Origin of the sequence: Acinetobacter sp. A1-4-2 (assembly GCF_040233925.1) — a bacterium.
Classification (GTDB): domain Bacteria; phylum Pseudomonadota; class Gammaproteobacteria; order Pseudomonadales; family Moraxellaceae; genus Acinetobacter.
This window is the reverse complement of sequence record NZ_CP157981.1, coordinates 2,529,619-2,547,634: the sequence shown is the minus strand read 5'-3', so window position 1 is coordinate 2,547,634 and position 18,016 is coordinate 2,529,619. Positions and strand designations below refer to the sequence as shown.

The window sequence follows — 18,016 nt, the reverse complement described above, 5'->3', positions numbered from 1 at the left end:
GGTTGTTATGGCTAAGTTAAAAACTCGCCGTGGTGCAGCTAAACGTTTCAAAGCGACTGCTAACGGTTTCAAGCGTAAACAAGCGTTCAAACGCCACATTTTGACCAAAAAATCTGCTAAACGTATCCGTCAATTGCGCGGCTGTGTGATGGTTCACGTAAGTGACGTTGCTTCAGTTCGTGCTATGTGCCCATACATCTAAGGAGATTTATAAATGGCTCGTGTAAAACGTGGTGTACAGGCTCATCGCCGTCATAAAAAAATTCTTGCTCGTGCTAAAGGTTACTATGGCGCTCGCTCACGCGTTTACCGCGTTGCGTTCCAAGCAGTAATCAAAGCAGGTCAATACGCTTACCGTGACCGTCGTCAAAAGAAACGTCAATTCCGCGCTTTGTGGATTGCACGTATCAACGCTGGTGCTCGTCAAAATGGTTTGTCGTACAGCCGTATGATCGATGGCTTGAAAAAAGCTCAAGTGATCATCGACCGTCGCGTACTTGCTGACATCGCTATGCATGACGCAGTTGCATTTGCTGCTTTAGCTGAAAAAGCTAAAGGCGCATTAGCTGCTTAATCATCTCTCGATGATTGAAAAAGACCGCTTTTTAGCGGTCTTTTTTATTTTGGCTTTTTAAAATACATCCAATATGGATTTCGGCTTATTTAAGGGTGTGAAATACACGAGAAGCTAATTCACTTCAATTTAATCAAACTTGCGCTTTGGAAAGCCCGATAATATAAATAGGCCAATGGCGGCAAAGCCAATCGCCTGAATGGCGAGCATCAGCTGATGTTGTGCGGGCAACGCAGAAATTAAAGTAATGAATGCCATTAGCGGCATGATGAACACAAGAATCTCAAACCCCTTTTTATAGGGATTATCTGCTGTAATTTTTAAGCTTAAAGCCCTTAATACATGTATGCCCATACCAATGCCTACACTTATTCCTGTCAAGATGGGCGAAAGCTGCTGTACCGTAGAGCAGAGATAAATGATCACACAGGTTGCAATACAGACCATCAGTTTCAGCTGGCGGCTACATTTGTCGGAATACCAGAACTCCAGCATTATTTTTGCTCATCCAAGGTGGCATTTTTATTCAATAAAGACAAGGGTGAAAACAGGCAAATGGCCAAAGCCATAAAACCGATGCCTTGGGCACCCGGGATGAGAATTTCACCATTCTGCATATGCATGAAAATCAGGGCCAGCAGCAAGGCAAGCGGAATCCAGACCAAGAGTCGATAGAACAGGCCGGTCGGGTTTTTAGCAGCAAAATGAATTTTACAGTAACGGCAAATCAGGAAAATAATACCTGTACCCATGAACATCAGGATAGCATCCGGTTTTAAAGGTTCCATCCAGTACAGTCCGCCCGTGGCAATTGCGATGACCACAAAGATCAGCAGCTTACGGAGGATGGAAACTTTAGGATTAAACCAAAATTCGAGCATGTTTTTCTATTGGATGAATAAGAACTAAGGGCACTTTAGCATACGAGTGAGAGGGAAGCACAGATTCAACCTACCTGTAGATTATTTTAAATCTCTTTCTTAAGAGCACATAACTAGAGAGATAAAAAAAGGAGACATTTTTTGTCTCCCTCATCCTAACCTTCTCCCAAAGGGAGAAGGAATTTTATTTAGCTATTTTTCTGTGGACCCCAATCATAGATTTTCTTCTGATAGGCATACCACATCATCCACAGGCCAATCAAAATCATCGGTACGGTCAGGAACTGGCCTTTACTCATCCAGTCAATAAATAGCTGACCATTATCGGGTTCACGGAAGAATTCCACCACAAAACGGGCAATACCATAACCGATCAGGAACAGGGCAGAAACTGCCATACGCGGACGCGGCTTGGAGCTGAACCCCCACAATACAATAAACAGGATTAAACCTTCGCCCAAAGCCTGATAAAGCTGTGAGGGATGACGGACCAACTGCAATGGATCGGTAGGAAAAATCATACCTAAGGTAAAGTTTGGATCAGAAACCGGGCGGCCATACAGTTCACCACCAATGAAATTGCCAATACGACCGAACATTAGGCCAGTCGGGACACAAGGGGCAATAAAATCCAGCGTTTGAAACCAGGTTTTCTGGTATTTTTTGCACCAGAACAGCATGGCAAGCATCACACCCAGGAATCCGCCATGGAAGCTCATGCCACCGGTCCAGACCTGAAATAACCACAGTGGATTGGCCATGAATTGTTCAAAGCCATAAAAGAATACGTAGCCTACACGACCACCCACCACAACCCCTAAGGCACCATAGAAGATCAGGTCAGAGACCATGTCAGGTGTCCAGCCATCACGTTGTTTGGTTCTATAGGTGGCAAGTCCCCAGGCAAATAAAAATGCCAGTAAATACATCAATCCATACCAGTGGACTTGTAATGGTCCCAGCGATACCGCAACCGGGTCTATATTTGGATAGGTCAGCATTCCTGTTCCTTGTCATTATGTTTTGCACAGATTTTAGCTGAAACCTGGGAAAAATGTTGTACATTCAATGTGTAAAGATAAAGAGCATGAATTATGTGTATTGTCGCTTTAGCCTGGCAAGTTTTGCCGGATACTCCACTATGTCTGATTTCCAATCGGGATGAGTTTTATCAGCGGCAGAGTGCAGCATTGCATTGCTGGGAAAATAGTCCGATTGTTGCCGGAAAAGATTTGCAGTCTGGTGGTACCTGGATGGGGATTACTGCATCAGGTCGCTGGGCCGTGCTGACCAATTTCAGGGATGCGACCGATAAAACACAGTATCCGACTTCACGCGGTCATCTGATTCAGGCTTTTCTGGAATCAGTCTTAGCTCCGATCAGATTTGCTCAAGCATTAGAACAACGCCAGTGTGATTATGCCGGCTTTAATTTATTTTTAGGTGATCAAACCCAGGCTATATATATGAGCAACCGTGGTGAAGCACCGCAGGTGTTAGCCCAAGGCGTGTATGTAGTGTCCAATGGTTTAATGACCGAGCATTGGGAAAAAACCAGACATCTACGCAAACGCTTTACCCAGGAATTTTTACCGATGCTCCAGCAGGCAGCGACACCCGAAGCAGATCTGGAATTTGCGGTTTGGGACATTCTGGAAGATGAACGGAAAATTATTCCCGAGCTTTTGCCTCAAACCGGCATTAGTTTAGAGATGGAGGAATTGCTTTCATCCACTTTTATTCAAAGCCCGGTCTATGGTACGCGTTGTTCCAATTTTCTACGGATGAAAAATCAGCAATGGCAATGGCAGGAAAAATCCCAGCAAGGGACAACCCAGGGCAATATTATTCAGATAGATTTACCTTTAAGTAAATAAAAAATGCCGACACGAGGTCGGCATTTTCAAAACGTTGGAAACTTATCCAGCAATTACTCCACCATCTTTACGGGTAATCACTACCGTTGCTGAACGCGGACGTGCAGTGGTATTGCTTGGATCTGTTTGTGTCGCAGGCCAGTGGCTGGTTGCGTTATTATAAGCAGCCGAATCTTCACCTGGATGCTGAACGTTAATGAAGATGGCTTTGTAATCCGGTGTCATGGTTACGCCGGTGATTTCACACTCTTTTGGACCAGTCAGGAAGCGACGTAAATTTTCATCGGTCACTTTGGCACCCATAAAGGTGTCTTGTGTACCAGCACCTGAAAGTGCAGTTGCTGTGCCACCATCACCCATTGTACCTGGCAATGCAGCCAGCATCATGCAGTTGGTTACGTCCGTATAGGCACCATCATCGGTTTGAATCCAGAGCACACCGCGTGGGTCAAACCACATACCATCCGGGCTAGAAAAGTCATTATTGTCAGTTAGGCCAGACAGGTTAACATTTTCAAGCATTTTTGCTTCAGCTCCAAACAGGTAAATATCCCATTTGAATGTGGTAGCTGTTGTCTTGTCGGCATCTTCACGGAAGCGGATAATGTGACCATTCACGTTACCTTTACCGCCTTCAGGATCTGTATAGTTACGTGGGTTGGCGGCATCAGTTACATAGCTGGTACCACGGTTACTGTTATTGGTGAGAGTGACATATACTTCACCATTGTTCGGATTGACTGCAACCCATTCAGGACGGTCCATTTTGGTTGCGCCAACAGCATCTGCAGCGATACGTGCATGTGTTACGACATCCGCTTGGTCTGCAAATTTATAAGTCGTGTAAGCAGAAATTGCCGGGTTGCTAATCGATAGCTCAATCCACTGACCTGTACCATCACTATTGAATTTGGCAACATACAGTTTACCGCTATTCATGTATTTATCGCCGGCTGCATAGCCACCGTTGACATCTTTTGCATCCCATTTCGCATCAGAAACGAATTTATAGATGTATTCACCACGTGAGTCATCACCCATATAAAATGCCAAGTTCTGGCCTTCAATGGCACGGCTGGTACGACAGTCTTCGTGTGCAAAACGGCCCAGTGAGGTACGTTTTACAGGGTCCTGACGGCTATCGAATGGATCAATTTCTACAATCCAGCCAAAAGTATTCGGAATGTTGCGATAGTCGACAGATGCAGATGCACCTACAACAGATGCATTCCAGCGATCATACATGTCCTGTTGTTCCAGGCTGCCTGTTGCAGTTTCCCATTGATAACGCGATTTAGCCCCTTGTTTTAAACCGTAACGGTTTAATGCCATAATTTCATTGGCAGTGCGCGAGCTATCATCTGCTGCATTACGCACAAAGTAACCGATAAAGTTTTCTTCAGCAGTCAGGTAGGTGCCCCAAGGTGTATAACCATTACCGCAGTTATTTTGAGTACCACGGGTTTTTACACCAGATGGAGAGAAGCGGGTTGAAAGTAAAGCTGAACCAGCAGCAACGCCGGTAAAAGTCATGGGTGTAGAAGCTGTGATACGGCGGTTAAAAATTGAATTTTTCAAAATTTCAACGGCTTGGGTTTTACTGTCTTTTTTCAGATGAATAATGGATACGCCATGTGCATTGACTTCACGGATCACTTCATCTTCAGGGCGAGGACCCGTTCCCTTATTGGTCGGACCTGTCTGGTGTAAGAAAGTCTGGTTAATATATTCGTGGTTCAGCACCAGTAAGCCGTGATCTGATTTGGTGTTATCGTAACGGCCTGTCGAAGTATTTAAACCGAAAAAGCTCATGCCATCATGACAGTCACCAGAACGGAACTGAAAGCTTGCACCTGAAGGAATCTTGCTGTCATCCCATGCTTCATAGTATGGGTTGATGGAGTCACCCATTGCATACAGTACTTTAGCTTCATAACCTTCAGGAACCGTGACGATATCTTTCAGGTTCTTTGCCACTGGGGTAAAGCTTAACTTTGTCGGTAATTTGGTTGGATCAACAGGTGGAGTTGTTGTGCCTGGGGTACTGTCACTATCGCTGCCACAAGCAGTCAAAGTTGAAGCTAAAGTCAAGGCAACTGCGCCGCTCGCAGTTTTGCTGATGAGGCTGCGGCGTGTAATCGCCTGCTCTAAAATGTCACGGAAATGGATATTTTCAGAAGTATTATTGTCTAATTCTTGATCTTCATGATATGGCGTAAAGTCTGTCATGATAATTTTCCAAATGTATGGTTGTTGTAAAGTTGTTTTAAACTTAGGTGAAAAATATGACAACGTGCTGACGTTTGAATGACATTCTGGTGAAGAAAATAAGTCTGTTTCATGAAAAAAGCAGACCTCAGTCTGCTCAGTAATATCGCGGTTACATTTAAACGGTGCGCCGTTTTTCTAGCAGCTTGCCCAACCATAAACCTATTTCAAACAACAGCCACATTGGAACAGCCAGCATAATCATTGACAGGGCATCCGGCGGAGTAACAAACATCGCCACAAAGAAACAGCCCACCACAATAAAGCGTCGTTTTTCCACCAATTGTTCGGTATTGACCAGCCCGATTAAAATCAATAACAAGGTAATCACCGGAATTTCAAAAGTAAATCCGAATACCAAGAACAGCTTTAAGCAAAAGGCCAGATAGCTATTAATATCTGTCATCGGAGCAACGGTTTCGGGGGAAACACTGATGAAAAAATGCAAAATAGAAGGCAGAGCAACAAAATAGGCAAAGCTGATCCCGATATAAAATAGACTGATACTGCCGATCAGTAAGGGTAAAGCCAGATTCTTTTCTTTTTCATATAAGGCCGGTTTTACAAAGGCCCACAGTTGATACAGGATATAAGGCATGGCCAATAACAAGGCCACAAAAAAGTTCAGTTTAAATGGGGCCATAAATGTTGCCGTGACATCGGTAGCAATCATGGTCGAGGTACTAGGCAACTGTGCGCGTAATGGTTCTGACAAAACTTGGTAGGTTTTATTGGCCAAAGGCAATAAACAAAAAAATAAGCCAATCAGTAAGGCCATCATTTTAAAAAGATGTTTACGCAATACCATTAAATGTTTGGTAATAGGCATTTCTTCAAGTGGTGGTTGCTGTTGCGTTGCTAGGGGAGCGGGTAACTGGTGCTCTAGGGGAGTACTCATACGGCCACCTTTAACGGATTGAACTGTGTACTTGCAGGCATGTTATTTAATGGTGCGGGTTGAACCATTGTCTGCTTGGCACAATCCGGTATTTTTAGATAAATACGACAAGACTGTTGTGATTGAATAAAAATATAAACAGTGAAAGCATTTTTATTATGTGGCACTGCATTTTGTAAGATATTTTCTTTAGCAGGCTGAGATTGTTGTTGTAGTTGCTGCATTTGAGCTTGCATTTTCTGTTCGAGAGCTTGAATACGCTGCATTTCCTGTTGCATCTGTTCACGTAATTCGGACACCCGTAACTCTCGGTCAATATCATTTTGCACATTGCTGATGGTGCGCTTGATTTTGGCGTACCATTTGCCAACAAAACGAGCAGCTTCCGGCAGCTTATCCGGTCCAAGCACCAATAAACTAATGATGCCAAAAGCCAGCAGTTCAGTCATACCGATATTGAGCATAACGTTTTAGCCTGAATGTGTTTTTGCTGTGGAATTAACATCGGCAGGATTGCCTTGATGTTCAATGGTACGCGGTTCATTTAATGCAGAAGTAGTGACTTCATCATCTTTAATCGATTTTTTAAAATCCTTAACGGCACCCCCGACATCTTTACCCAGATTTTTCAGTTTGGATGTGCCAAACAATAAAATCACCACAATTGCAAAAATGACAACGTGCCAAATTGATAATCCTGCCATGAAAATATCCTCATTTTTATTGAGAACTATCTCAACAGGTCTGTATGACATTGCCGTGACGTTTCTGTTTCGGTTTTAAGACAAAGTGATTCATGGCTAGATGAATATGAAAAATGAGTCCTGCAAGATCATGTTTGAATATCAGCTGTGCTAGGATGGATTTCTTAAGTAAAAAACCAAGTTTGCACCCTCATGGCACTGATTCTTCCTCTTATTTCTTTTCTTGCCGGATATTGGGGAGTGCATGTTTTAAAGCCGATCCGGCCATTATTGGCAGCTTTGCTGGCCCGTCTCTTTATACCGCTGCTGATTATTTACAATATGGTGTTTTATAAAGAAGGCAGTCTGTGGCTGATCGGTTTCAGCTTGTTCAGTTCAATTATTTTCTTCAGTGGTTTTTATTATCTTCAAAAAGACAAATTACGTGCCCTGTGTTTTAGTTATTTGAATGGTGCATGGTTAGGCCTTCCTTTTGCTTTAGCCGTCTTTGGACCGGAAGCCAGCAGCACCATTGTGGCTTTGTATATCGGCGGTTCTTTATTTGGCAATATCTGTGCAGTGATGGCGGTGAGTGAAACCCGGCAGGATAGGGGATTTATTATTAAAAATGTAATGCTTTCGCCTCCTGTCATTGCCTTGACCACTGCTGCTGTTTTGTCATTCTGGGACTTTAGCAGCTATGAATCTCATCCCGTAATACAGCTGATTTACCAGGCCAATAAAGTCTTGGTGACCTTTGCCGGTATGTGTGTTTTGGGTATGTGGCTGAGTAAGGTCAGGATTGGCTGGAGTGATTTGAAACGTAGCTTATTGATCATCAGTAGCCGTATGTTATTGTCTGTTTTATTGTGTATAGCAGCTTATCTGTTTTTGCCTATTCCGCATCAAATGCTGACCTATGCCGTGATGTTGATGTTCTTTCTACTGCCGCCGGCGGCCAATATTGTAGCGCTAGAAACGCATTATCAGGGGACGGGTTATTCAGCAAAATATATTGCGTCGGGTACTGTGGCCAGTGCGATATTGATCGGGATTTATGGCGTAATGTTGCATGCATTGGTGTCGGGTTTATAAAAATATAAAAAAGTCCTCTCTCCCTGTGGGAGAGAGTTAGAGAGAGGGTCTAAAAGCTTTAGAGAAAGATAATTTTTTTCTCTCCTACTAGGAGAGTTTTAGGGAGAGATGTATTTTAAAAATCCCTCACCCCAGCCCTCTCCCAAAGGGAGAGGGGGTAATAAGAGGCGGAAATTACTTCTCTAGGCTCGCCTTAAACAACTGCATCGCCTGACCGCGATGGCTGATTTTATTTTTATCTTCCTTACTCATTTCGGCACTAGAAATACCCAGTTCAGGCAACCAGAATAGCGGGTCATAACCAAAACCATTTTCGCCTCGGGGCGCTTCCAGCACTTCACCTGTCCAGATGCCCTGAAAAATTTGAGGTAGCGGATCTTCAGCATGTTGAACCAGAGCAAGCACGCAGACAAACATGCCTTCAATACTTTCGCCTTCTTTACGCAGCGGTTTAAGTCGGGTTAAGAGTTTTTCATTGTTGGCGGTATCATTGCCATGTTCGCCGGCAAAGCGAGCAGAATAAATACCTGGCGCACCACCCAGTACAGGAACACAAATCCCGGAATCATCGGCAATGGCCGGTTTGCCTGAAATTTTAGATGCATGACGGGCTTTTATAATGGCATTTTCAACAAAGCTCAAACCATCTTCAATTGCATCTTCAATATTCAGTTTGCCTTGAGGGATTACCTCAACAGGTAAATTTAGCTCGGCAAACATTTTTTCAAATTCAGCAATCTTTCCTTTGTTGTTGCTTGCCAGTACCAGTGTTCCTTGCGATAACCAATCTTGTGCAGACATTCTATAAAAGCTCTAATTTTTAAAATAAGTTCAATTTTACCTGAAATGGGGACTAACAATCAGCCAATAAAAAAGCACCCGAAGGTGCTTTATAGAATTATGCAGAATTACTGTGCCTGAATCCACTTGTCCGCACGGTCACGTGCCTGACGAATCTGTTCTTGGCTCAAGTTGGCAGCCAAAGCGGTTTTCTTACCTTCAGACAGTGAAATCACTTTATTGTCGAGCATGCCGTCACGGGTAGACAATTCATACCACTGATATGCACCGACATAGTTTTTCTTTTGCTCTTCCATCATGGCCAGATTAAAGCTGGCGCGGTTATCGCCACGGCTTGCTGCTTTTTCAAAATATTTACGTGCCAAAGCTTCATCTTTTTTGGTGCCAATACCATCAGCCATCATACGGCCGACATTCAGTTGTGCAGCAGTCAGACCTTGATCGGCAGCAGCTTTGTACCAGGAAAAAGCTTGCTGCTCATCCTTCTGGACCTCTCTGCCTTGCTGATATCGGGTACCGAGATAAAATTGTGCAGCGGGTTGACCGGCTTTGGCAGCTTTGGTCAGGTTGTTAATATCCATAACAGAATACTGCGCAGCCTGGCTTGAAACCGATGCCGTAGGTGCAACATATTCTGCATGGGCTTGAATGCTAAACAGTCCAGCCAATAGTGTGCTTAATAATATTTTTTTCATAGTGCGCTCACTCGATAAATAGCGACTTCACCAAACAGATTCGGGATATGTTTACTAAGTAAACTACCTTGCTGATCCCCATTCACGGCAAGTCGATTAATAATCCGGATATCATTTTCCGCACACAGTGCTTCAAAATCACGGAAAGTACATAAATGAATATTTGGCGTGTTATACCACATATACGGTAAAGCTTCCGAAACCGGCATCCTTCCTTTTAATGCCAAGAAAGAACGGGTCTTCCAGTGGGCAAAGTTAGGAAAGGTGATAATCGCCTGTTTCCCCACACGCACCATATCACGCAATAATACGTCTGGTGCATCTACAGCTTGCAAGGCCTGTGCCATCACCACATAGTCGAAGGACTGGTCTGCAAAGCGGCTTAAACCGAGGTTTAAGTCTTGTTGGATAATATTTAACCCCCGACTTACCGCAATTGCAATCTTTTCCTGATCAATTTCTAGGCCATATGCACGAATATTGTGCTTTTTGCTCATATGGGCCAGCAGTTCGCCATCGCCACAGCCTAAATCCAGTACGCTGGAATCGGGTTTAATCCATTTTTCTGCCAGTTGATGATCGATACGCATTACACAGTCTCCTTAGGTGTGGCTTCGAGGTGTTCTGCACCACCTAAAAATGCACGTAATGATTTAACGTAAAGCGGAATCGGGAACAGGAACGAGTCGTGACCCTGTTCTGCATCAATATCGACATAGCTGACAGGTTTATGGTTGCTGATCAGGGCATCGACAATTTCTTGTGAACGCTGCGGGGTAAAACGCCAGTCTGTGGTAAAGGACACCACCAGAAATTTACATTGGGTATTGGCCATGGCTTTTTTCAATGACTGCTCATACTCGCGTGATGGGTCAAAGTAGTCCAGTGCCTTGGTCATAATCAGGTAAGTGTTGGCATCAAAGTTACGGCTGAACTGCTCGCCCTGATAACGCAAATAACTTTCGACCTGGAACTCAACGTCAAAACCATACATAAATTTGCCTGACTTCAGATCACGGCCAAATTTTTGTTTCATGGCTTCTTCAGACAGATAGGTAATATGACCGACCATACGTGCCAGAATCAGGCCACGTTTAGGATAGCTGTCATTTTCCAGATAACGGCCATTATGGAAGTCGGGATCAGACAGAATCGACTGACGTGCCACTTCGTTAAACGCAATATTTTGTGCCGATAGTTTTGGAGCACTGGCAATGATCACGCATTTTTTTAAACGGTCCGGATAATCTACCGACCATTGCAAAGCCTGCATGCCGCCCAGAGAACCGCCAATAATGGCATACCAGACATCAATGCCCATGCGGTCAGAAAGCAGGGCCTGGGTTTTGACCCAGTCACGCACGGTGACCAGAGGAAAATCCGGTCCATAAGGACGGTTGTCATTTTCCGGATTGGGCGAAATCGGGCCGGTTGAACCGCTGCAACCGCCAATATTATTCAGGGCGACGACAAAGAATTTAGAGGTATCAATGGCTTTACCTGGTCCAATACATGCATCCCACCAACCCGGTTTGCGGTCATCTTCATGATGATAACCTGCCGCATGGTGATGGCCAGACAAGGCATGACAAATCAGAATGGCATTGGATTTGTCGGCATTGAGTTCGCCATAAGTTTCGACCATGAGCTCAAAACGTGGAAGAATTCGGTCACATTCGAGCTCTAACGGCTCTTCGAAAATAAACTTTTGCGGGGTAACTAAGCCCACTGAGTCAGCTGGAAAAGACACAGGAAATTTTCGCCTTAAATCTTTAGGATGAATAACAAAAGGATACCACTTGAGGGTATCCTTTCTAAAGTTTTTTATTTGATAAAGCTTATACTGCAGCAGCAATGACCTGATCGGTACTTAATACACCCTGGTCAATCAAGCGGTTGGTGCAGGCAATAATCGCTTCGATAGATGAGGTCACGATGTTGTCATGCACTCCAGCACCAAAGGCTGATTTACCGGCACCTTTGACCTGAAGCTCAACCAAGGCCAAAGCTTTGGCATTTGCACCAGAACCGATACTGCGTTCTTCATAGTTCAACACATCAATTGGCAACTGTAATGCATTCAAGATGGCTGAGATCGGACCGTTACCTTCACCACGCAAGTGCTGAACTTCACCGTTTACTTCAATATCTAACTCAATGACTTGATTGCCATTTTCATCGGACAATTTGTAGTTTTTGGCAGAGTAATGTGAATCTTTCACGGCCACATAAGTATCTTTAAACAATGCCCAGATGTCTTGTGCAGAAACTTCTTTGGCTTGCTCGTCAGTCACCTGTTGAACCACTTGCGAAAATTCAATCTGTAAACGACGCGGTAACACCACGTTGTAATTGGATTCTAACAAGTAGGCAATACCACCTTTACCCGACTGTGAGTTGACACGAATCACGGCATCGTAATCACGGCCCAAGTCTTTAGGATCGATTGGCAAGTAAGGCATATCCCAGATTTCTTCATTTTTCTGGAATTCAAAACCTTTCTTGATGGCATCCTGATGTGAACCGGAGAATGCAGTGAACACCAAGTCGCCTGCATATGGATGGCGAGGGTGAACTGGCAAGCCTGTGCATTCTTCAACAGTGGCAATAATTTCGTTAATGTTGGAGAAATCTAGGTGCGGTGCAACACCCTGGGTATACATGTTCAAGGCCACAGCTGCCACATCGACGTTACCGGTACGTTCGCCATTGCCAAAGACACAACCTTCGACACGGTCTGCACCCGCCATAATCGCCAATTCAGTCGCTGCGATACCACAACCACGGTCATTGTGGCAGTGTACGGAAATAATCACACCATCACGACGCTCGATATTGCGGTGCATCCACTCCACCTGATCGGCATAGATATTCGGGCTAGATACCTCTACTGTTGCAGGTAAGTTTAAAATCACTTTATTTTCAGGTGATGCTTCCCAGATTTCAGTCACGGCATCACAGGCCGCTTTCGCCACTTCCAATTCGGTTGCAGAGAAACATTCTGGACTGTACTGGAATACAAATTCAGTTTCAGGATATTGTGCTGCGTATTGTTTCACTTTTTGAGCAGCATTAATTGCTAACTGACGTGCACCTTCCACATCCACATTCAAAACTTTTTGACGGAAAGTCGGAGAGTTTGAGTTGTAGATATGCACGATGGCACGTTTTGCACCGACCAAGGATTCGAAAGTACGCTGAATCAAGTGATCACGCGCCTGCACTAAAACTTCAATGTACACATCATCCGGAATATGACCTTCTTCAATCAATTTGCGGGTGAAGTCAAAGTCAATTTGCGATGCAGACGGGAAGCCAATTTCAATATGTTTGAAACCAATTTTCACCAACATCTGGAACATCTTGAATTTTTGATCCATATCCATCGGTTCAAAAATGGCTTGGTTACCGTCACGAAGGTCGGTGCTCATCCATATTGGCGCTTTGGTAATTTCGTTATTTGGCCATTGACGGTCTGGCAAGTCGACACGCTGGTACATGCGACGATATTTTTTACTTGGATCAGCCAACATCATGAGGTAACTCCTTGGGTAGCAACGGTTGCTTTCAGTGGTAGATCACGGCAACGTACTACGAATATAGATTGTGTCTATTCTAGCAATTTACAAGTCTGACCCTGGAAGACATTAGTCGAAAGTTGTAATAAAACCAATGCTTTCTTATAAGTTAGTTTTACCACAGACTTTGTAAATCTATAACTTAATATTAATCCATTTATTCCGAAAATATTTTTCTATTTTTGCATCCAAAACATGACTTAAGAAAATATTTTTCAATAATTTTGTTTTTTGTGGAAAATATACTCATCGGTGATGTCATTTAGCGTGGCTGTTCCCATTAATGCCATGGTAATCTCAAATTCTTCCTTCAGTATTTTAATCACATGCGCCACACCCAGTGCTCCCGCAGTTGCCAGTCCATAAATATAAGGACGCCCGATGAAAACCGCCGCAGCGCCCAAAGCAATGGCTTTAAACACATCTGAACCACGACGAATCCCGCCATCGTATAGCAGCGGGAAATCGGCCGGCAGCACTTTTTTAATCAACTGCAATGCAGTCAGTGGAGGAATGCAAGTATCTAATACACGACCACCATGATTCGATACAATCAGGCCTTGTACGCCGTGCTGTATGGCCAGCCGGGCATCGTGCGGATTGACGATTCCTTTTAAAATAACGGGTAATGAGGTCTGTTGAACCATCCAGGCAATATCTTCCCAAATCGGTGCAATTTTCATTAAACCGTTAAATACGGGATGGTCTCCCTCATGCAGTTCAGGCAAGGGAATATGCGCCGGGGTATGCGGATGCTGCATGCCTTCCGGCAAATGGAAAAATACCCGGCGTTCGCGGTCACGGATGCCGCTATGCGGTGAATCCATAGTAATCACCAGGGCTTTAAAATTGTGCTGTTCGGCCAGTTTTACCAGCGCCAGCGATTGTTCCCGGTCACCTTGCCAGTACAGCTGAAACCACTTGTATGGATTGTCCTGTTTCAGTTGGCGCATGTCGGTATTGCTAAAGGTACTGAGTACCATATTACTACCCAGCACTTCTGCTGCCAGTGCGGTTGCTGCTTCAGCTTCAGGATGGAATTGCTGCTGGTGTCCAATCGGGGCCAGAAAAATCGGGTGCGGATATTCCTGCCCTAAAATTTTACAGCGGGTATGACCTTGAGTCAGGTCTTTGAGCATTCGGGGCAATAAGTGAATCTGTTGAAACTGATCCAGATTATCCCTGACGCTGACCTCATCCATAGAACCGCCTTGCAAGTACTGCCAGACCATATCAGACAGATGCTTTTGTGCCTGAATTTCATAATCGGCAAGGGTTTGTAAATAAGCCGGAATCTGCGAGAGGGGAGCAAGGGGTGTAACGGTTTTCATAGGTCTCCCCATTGGCGTAATAAATTATGATAGTGACTGGTCAAACCTAGAATTTCTTCATTATCGCCAATCTGCTGGCGCAATTTAATAATGTTCATGTCGAGGTTAAACAGCATGCTGCGTTGCCAGTCATCTTTGACCATGCTCTGTATCCAGGTACAGGCCGCAATCCGTTTGCCTTGGGTCACCGGTTCCACCCGATGTAAGCTGGTCGCAGGGTAGAGTATGGCATCTCCCGCATCGAGCTTGACTTCATGGCTGCCATAATTGTCTTCCACAATCAGTTCACCGCCTGCATATTCATCCGGTTCAGATAAAAATACGGTGATGGAAACGTCAGTCCGAATGGCTTGTCCAATGCTGCTGGAATATTGCACGGCATTATCGACATGATTGCCATAATGCCCCTGATCCTGATAGCAGTTAAATAAAGGCGGAAGAATATGCTTGGGCAATGCCGCAGATTTGAGCAGGAGGTTGTGTTGCAAGGCCTGGAGAATTTTGGCCGCAAAGGATTGATAAGCAATGCTGTTGGGATCAATCTGTAGATTATTTTTAATTTTCTGTGCCTGAAAACCGGCACTGTGCTGACCCTGAATCCAGGCCTGACTGTTATCTAATTGTTGTCGTAGCTCGACAACCTGCTGTTTGCTTAGAATTTCAGGAATATGTAACATCATCAGCTTGATCTGCATCCCTAACATTAATTGGATTCAAAAATAAATCATGTAGTGCATTAGGTACAGTTGCTATTTCATACACGAGGAGTCAACAGTCACTAAATCTAACACACTATATTTATACTCAATCTGCTAAGACTTAGCGAATGACTTAAAACTTATAATTAAAGGTTAAAGCTGCTGAACGCGGTTGTCCTAATATCACACGGCCACCGCCATTATTGAGGGTACTGATGTATTCCTTGTCTGCCAGATTATAGACATTCAAGTTGACTGAAGCATTTTTATTCAGGCTATAACCAGCCATAGCATCAAATACCACATAGCCTGGAATGTTTGGCATGTTCGCCGCTGCAGTGCTGTCGGTAATCACACGTTTTTGCTCATCGACATAACGTGCACCCAAGCCCAGTTTAAAGCCGGCAACATCATAGGTCGACCATAAGCTTGCTGTCCATTCCGGTGACCAGCGCACATTGTTGGTTCGGGTAATTGCTCCAGTTGTTGCATTCACGCTGAGCTGGTCTTCTTGTTCAGTTTTCATATGAGCCACGCCGGCAGATACATTCCATGCATCCGTGATTTTACCCACAGCACTCAGTTCAACCCCTTTCACGGTCGTTTTACCTTGCTGAATGGATTCTTGGGTAATCGCATCTTGTGTAAACTGGTTTTCATTTTCAGTGTAATAGGCTGCAGCATTGAGTGCCAGTTGATCATTCAACAGATCCCACTTGGTGCCAATTTCATAGTGATGGGTTTCTTGCGGTTTTGCAGCCGCACTGTTAATCCCTGTTGCTGAAAGGCTAAAGTTGGCGCTTCCTGGAGGAGTTAATGATTTAGCATAAGAAGCATATACGCTACTTTTAGCTGTAGGTTTAAATAGGCCTCCCAGTTTCCAGCTGACCAAGGTGTCATGGGCACCAAAACTGGATGGAACCAAGCTGTTGCTACCCGATGGTAAGGTCAAAGCATCATATTCGGTATCATAATAGTCGACCCGTACTCCACCATTCAGCTGGAAGCGCTCGCCAAATTTAAGCGTATCGAATAAATAGGCAGCAGCTGTATCGGTTTCACCATGGGTATAGCCCCCATTATACATCAGGCCGGGCATTGCTTCATTGCGATTTGGATCATAAAGATTGGCCCAAGATGTGGCTACCGTCGTTTGTCCCGGCATTTGTGTAGCCATAGTTTTTGTATGTTGCTGTTCTTTTAAGAATTCCAGACCGGCAACCACATCATGCTCAATCGCACCGGTTGTTAAATTCAGGTTCAACGTCGTTTGATTAGCCAGAATCTTATTTTCCTGATCGACACCCTGACGTGAACGGTTAACTTCCCAGTCTTTCGGATTAGTTGAACCATTGGTTCTTAAACCGGCTGAACCGGTATTGATCCCGGTTAAAACACGGTTCATACTGGTTTTACCCAGACGGGTGATGTTGGTCAGTTTGACCTTTTCAGCCAGATCACTTTCAATTTTTGCCGTGTACATGTCTGCATCGACATCTTCATGGTCATCGACGTGACCATAATAATTCTCACGGTTGACTTTAGGTGCTGAAGCTAAAGCAGAATCGGCATTGTAGAAACCCTTCATACCAATAGTTGGGATACCGCCATCCGGAATATTGCGTTGACGAATATGCTGTGAATAGAGATACAGGCGGGTATCGCTATCCAGGCCAAAAGCAATCGAGGGTGCAATGGCCCAGCCGTTGTTTTCAATAAAGTCGCGGCCTTCAACGCCGCCGTCCTGTCCCATGGCATTTAAACGAACTGCAATGCCATCATTAATTACCTGATTGATATCAGCAGTCAGGCGGGCATGTTCTGCAGTATTGTAAGTGGCAGAAACTTCACGGCTATTTTCAGTCTGTGGTAGTTTGCTGGCCAGGTTGATATACCCTGATGCTGCACCACGACCAGCTTCCGCACCAGAAGGGCCTTTGACCACTTCAATCTGTTCCAGGTTAAAGACATCGCGGGTGACTGTACCTAAATCACGGATACCATCGACATAGGTAGAGGTTTGAGTCGAAAAGCCGCGCATTTGAAAGGCATCGCCGGCACTGGTATTGCCGTTTTCCCCCAGTTGCAGGGTAATTCCCGGTGTGTTTCTTAAGGCTTCAACCAAAGACGTTGCACCTTGTTCTTTTAATAGTTCTTTTTTAATCACGGAAACGGTTTGCGGGGTATCGACCAGCGGCTGGGTATATTTGGGGGAACTGACGCTATCGGCTTTATATTTATTTTCCGCTTTAGATTCCACGGTAATGGTTGGCAGCTGAGTGACACCATTGCTTGCTGCTGCATGAGTCATGAGCGGGAATGAGGCCGCTAAGGCAACCAGTTGAGCATTTCTGTGGTGTTTACGGCTTTTGATGTGTGCCATGGTCAGTCATCCCTAGTTTCATATATGACGGAATTCCAATACTGTTTTGCAACTTTTGTGGTCAGTAATCTGGAACTAAAAGTGGATAGATTGTTATGGATTGTAACAATGATACAAATATTAATGATAATAATTATTATTTGCAATAAATTTATAGAAGATTATTCGTTTTTATTTAAAATGTGGTTTAAAAAAGCGCAGTGGATGTGCTGAATCCATTGCGCTAATGAAAAAGAATGATGATTAGGCTGGGA

General features: G+C 44.4%; 18 protein-coding genes and 1 pseudogene. 4 read left to right on the top strand and 15 right to left on the bottom strand.

Features of this window, described 5'->3' with window-relative positions; translation table 11 throughout:
- Positions 1-7: 7 nt before the first annotated feature.
- The gene (rpmI, locus tag ABJ384_RS12315) at positions 8-202 is read left to right on the top strand and encodes a 50S ribosomal protein L35 (RefSeq protein WP_004637967.1); all 195 of its coding nucleotides are present in this window, start codon (positions 8-10) and stop codon (positions 200-202) included.
- Between the two features lie 12 nt (positions 203-214).
- Complete coding sequence (gene rplT / locus ABJ384_RS12310; RefSeq protein WP_004867327.1) at positions 215-574, top strand: 50S ribosomal protein L20; 360 nt, start codon at positions 215-217, stop codon at positions 572-574.
- 129 nt (positions 575-703) lie between these two features.
- Here the strand turns inward: rplT and ABJ384_RS12305 are convergent, their stop codons facing one another.
- The 3 genes from ABJ384_RS12305 to lgt form a co-directional block, all read right to left on the bottom strand.
- On the bottom strand, positions 704-1,069 hold the full coding sequence (locus tag ABJ384_RS12305) for a hypothetical protein (protein ID WP_349927634.1): 366 nt from the start codon (positions 1,067-1,069) through the stop codon (positions 704-706).
- On the bottom strand, positions 1,069-1,455 hold the full coding sequence (locus ABJ384_RS12300; RefSeq protein WP_349927632.1) for a hypothetical protein: 387 nt from the start codon (positions 1,453-1,455) through the stop codon (positions 1,069-1,071). The genes ABJ384_RS12305 and ABJ384_RS12300 overlap by 1 nt, the downstream gene beginning before the upstream one ends.
- A 188-nt stretch (positions 1,456-1,643) precedes the next feature.
- Positions 1,644-2,456 (bottom strand): prolipoprotein diacylglyceryl transferase, encoded by an 813-nt coding sequence (lgt, locus tag ABJ384_RS12295; protein WP_349927630.1) that lies wholly within the window; start codon positions 2,454-2,456, stop codon positions 1,644-1,646.
- A gap of 93 nt (positions 2,457-2,549) precedes the next feature.
- Between lgt and ABJ384_RS12290 the strand changes: the two genes are divergently transcribed.
- Positions 2,550-3,332: an NRDE family protein gene (locus ABJ384_RS12290; RefSeq protein ID WP_349927628.1), complete on the top strand. Its 783-nt coding sequence runs from the start codon at positions 2,550-2,552 to the stop codon at positions 3,330-3,332.
- Positions 3,333-3,374: 42 nt separating this feature from the next.
- Here ABJ384_RS12290 and ABJ384_RS12285 read toward each other — a convergent pair whose 3' ends face one another.
- The 4 genes and pseudogenes from ABJ384_RS12285 to tatA form a co-directional block, all read right to left on the bottom strand.
- Positions 3,375-5,561, bottom strand: a complete 2,187-nt coding sequence (locus ABJ384_RS12285; protein ID WP_349927626.1) for a PhoX family phosphatase — start codon at positions 5,559-5,561, stop codon at positions 3,375-3,377.
- Positions 5,562-5,718: 157 nt separating this feature from the next.
- On the bottom strand, positions 5,719-6,498 hold the full coding sequence (gene tatC, locus ABJ384_RS12280; protein ID WP_349927625.1) for a twin-arginine translocase subunit TatC: 780 nt from the start codon (positions 6,496-6,498) through the stop codon (positions 5,719-5,721).
- Positions 6,499-6,701: 203 nt separating this feature from the next.
- Positions 6,702-6,962, bottom strand: a pseudogene (gene tatB / locus ABJ384_RS12275) (Sec-independent protein translocase protein TatB); the annotation flags it as partial.
- A gap of 6 nt (positions 6,963-6,968) precedes the next feature.
- Positions 6,969-7,202, bottom strand: a complete 234-nt coding sequence (gene tatA, locus ABJ384_RS12270) for a twin-arginine translocase TatA/TatE family subunit (RefSeq protein ID WP_086195402.1) — start codon at positions 7,200-7,202, stop codon at positions 6,969-6,971.
- Between the two features lie 192 nt (positions 7,203-7,394).
- On the opposite strand from tatA, the gene ABJ384_RS12265 reads away from it, so the two are divergent.
- Complete coding sequence (locus ABJ384_RS12265) at positions 7,395-8,276, top strand: permease (RefSeq protein ID WP_349927623.1); 882 nt, start codon at positions 7,395-7,397, stop codon at positions 8,274-8,276.
- A gap of 174 nt (positions 8,277-8,450) precedes the next feature.
- Here the strand turns inward: ABJ384_RS12265 and rdgB are convergent, their stop codons facing one another.
- The 8 genes from rdgB to ABJ384_RS12225 form a co-directional block, all read right to left on the bottom strand.
- Positions 8,451-9,077, bottom strand: coding sequence for an RdgB/HAM1 family non-canonical purine NTP pyrophosphatase (gene rdgB / locus ABJ384_RS12260; RefSeq protein ID WP_349927621.1), 627 nt, complete (start codon positions 9,075-9,077; stop codon positions 8,451-8,453).
- 107 nt (positions 9,078-9,184) lie between these two features.
- Entirely contained in the window at positions 9,185-9,772 is a 588-nt protein-coding gene (locus tag ABJ384_RS12255; RefSeq protein ID WP_349927619.1) for a tetratricopeptide repeat protein, read from the bottom strand.
- Positions 9,769-10,362 (bottom strand): methionine biosynthesis protein MetW, encoded by a 594-nt coding sequence (gene metW / locus ABJ384_RS12250; RefSeq protein ID WP_086175817.1) that lies wholly within the window; start codon positions 10,360-10,362, stop codon positions 9,769-9,771. The genes ABJ384_RS12255 and metW overlap by 4 nt, the downstream gene beginning before the upstream one ends.
- A complete protein-coding gene (locus tag ABJ384_RS12245) occupies positions 10,362-11,522 on the bottom strand; it encodes a homoserine O-acetyltransferase (RefSeq protein WP_086175816.1) in 1,161 nt (386 codons plus the stop codon). Before ABJ384_RS12245 ends, metW begins: the two co-directional genes overlap by 1 nt.
- Positions 11,523-11,610: 88 nt before the next feature.
- A complete protein-coding gene (leuA, locus tag ABJ384_RS12240) occupies positions 11,611-13,308 on the bottom strand; it encodes a 2-isopropylmalate synthase (RefSeq protein ID WP_086195407.1) in 1,698 nt (565 codons plus the stop codon).
- A gap of 257 nt (positions 13,309-13,565) precedes the next feature.
- Entirely contained in the window at positions 13,566-14,681 is a 1,116-nt protein-coding gene (locus tag ABJ384_RS12235) for an alpha-hydroxy acid oxidase (protein ID WP_349927616.1), read from the bottom strand.
- Positions 14,678-15,361: a Fe2+-dependent dioxygenase gene (locus ABJ384_RS12230; protein WP_349929748.1), complete on the bottom strand. Its 684-nt coding sequence runs from the start codon at positions 15,359-15,361 to the stop codon at positions 14,678-14,680. The genes ABJ384_RS12235 and ABJ384_RS12230 overlap by 4 nt, the downstream gene beginning before the upstream one ends.
- A 151-nt stretch (positions 15,362-15,512) precedes the next feature.
- Entirely contained in the window at positions 15,513-17,762 is a 2,250-nt protein-coding gene (locus tag ABJ384_RS12225; RefSeq protein WP_349927614.1) for a catecholate siderophore receptor Fiu, read from the bottom strand.
- Positions 17,763-18,016 lie beyond the last annotated feature (254 nt).

Coding starts and splice junctions, on each gene's coding strand:
- rpmI (WP_004637967.1), top strand. CDS start 8: ATGGCTAAGTTAAAAACTCGCCGTGGTGCAGCTAAACGTTTCAAAGCG.
- rplT (WP_004867327.1), top strand. CDS start 215: ATGGCTCGTGTAAAACGTGGTGTACAGGCTCATCGCCGTCATAAAAAA.
- ABJ384_RS12305 (WP_349927634.1), bottom strand. CDS start 1,069: ATGCTGGAGTTCTGGTATTCCGACAAATGTAGCCGCCAGCTGAAACTG.
- ABJ384_RS12300 (WP_349927632.1), bottom strand. CDS start 1,455: ATGCTCGAATTTTGGTTTAATCCTAAAGTTTCCATCCTCCGTAAGCTG.
- lgt (WP_349927630.1), bottom strand. CDS start 2,456: ATGCTGACCTATCCAAATATAGACCCGGTTGCGGTATCGCTGGGACCA.
- ABJ384_RS12290 (WP_349927628.1), top strand. CDS start 2,550: ATGTGTATTGTCGCTTTAGCCTGGCAAGTTTTGCCGGATACTCCACTA.
- ABJ384_RS12285 (WP_349927626.1), bottom strand. CDS start 5,561: ATGACAGACTTTACGCCATATCATGAAGATCAAGAATTAGACAATAAT.
- tatC (WP_349927625.1), bottom strand. CDS start 6,498: ATGAGTACTCCCCTAGAGCACCAGTTACCCGCTCCCCTAGCAACGCAA.
- tatA (WP_086195402.1), bottom strand. CDS start 7,202: ATGGCAGGATTATCAATTTGGCACGTTGTCATTTTTGCAATTGTGGTG.
- ABJ384_RS12265 (WP_349927623.1), top strand. CDS start 7,395: ATGGCACTGATTCTTCCTCTTATTTCTTTTCTTGCCGGATATTGGGGA.
- rdgB (WP_349927621.1), bottom strand. CDS start 9,077: ATGTCTGCACAAGATTGGTTATCGCAAGGAACACTGGTACTGGCAAGC.
- ABJ384_RS12255 (WP_349927619.1), bottom strand. CDS start 9,772: ATGAAAAAAATATTATTAAGCACACTATTGGCTGGACTGTTTAGCATT.
- metW (WP_086175817.1), bottom strand. CDS start 10,362: ATGCGTATCGATCATCAACTGGCAGAAAAATGGATTAAACCCGATTCC.
- leuA (WP_086195407.1), bottom strand. CDS start 13,308: ATGATGTTGGCTGATCCAAGTAAAAAATATCGTCGCATGTACCAGCGT.
- ABJ384_RS12235 (WP_349927616.1), bottom strand. CDS start 14,681: ATGAAAACCGTTACACCCCTTGCTCCCCTCTCGCAGATTCCGGCTTAT.
- ABJ384_RS12230 (WP_349929748.1), bottom strand. CDS start 15,361: ATGATGTTACATATTCCTGAAATTCTAAGCAAACAGCAGGTTGTCGAG.
- ABJ384_RS12225 (WP_349927614.1), bottom strand. CDS start 17,762: ATGGCACACATCAAAAGCCGTAAACACCACAGAAATGCTCAACTGGTT.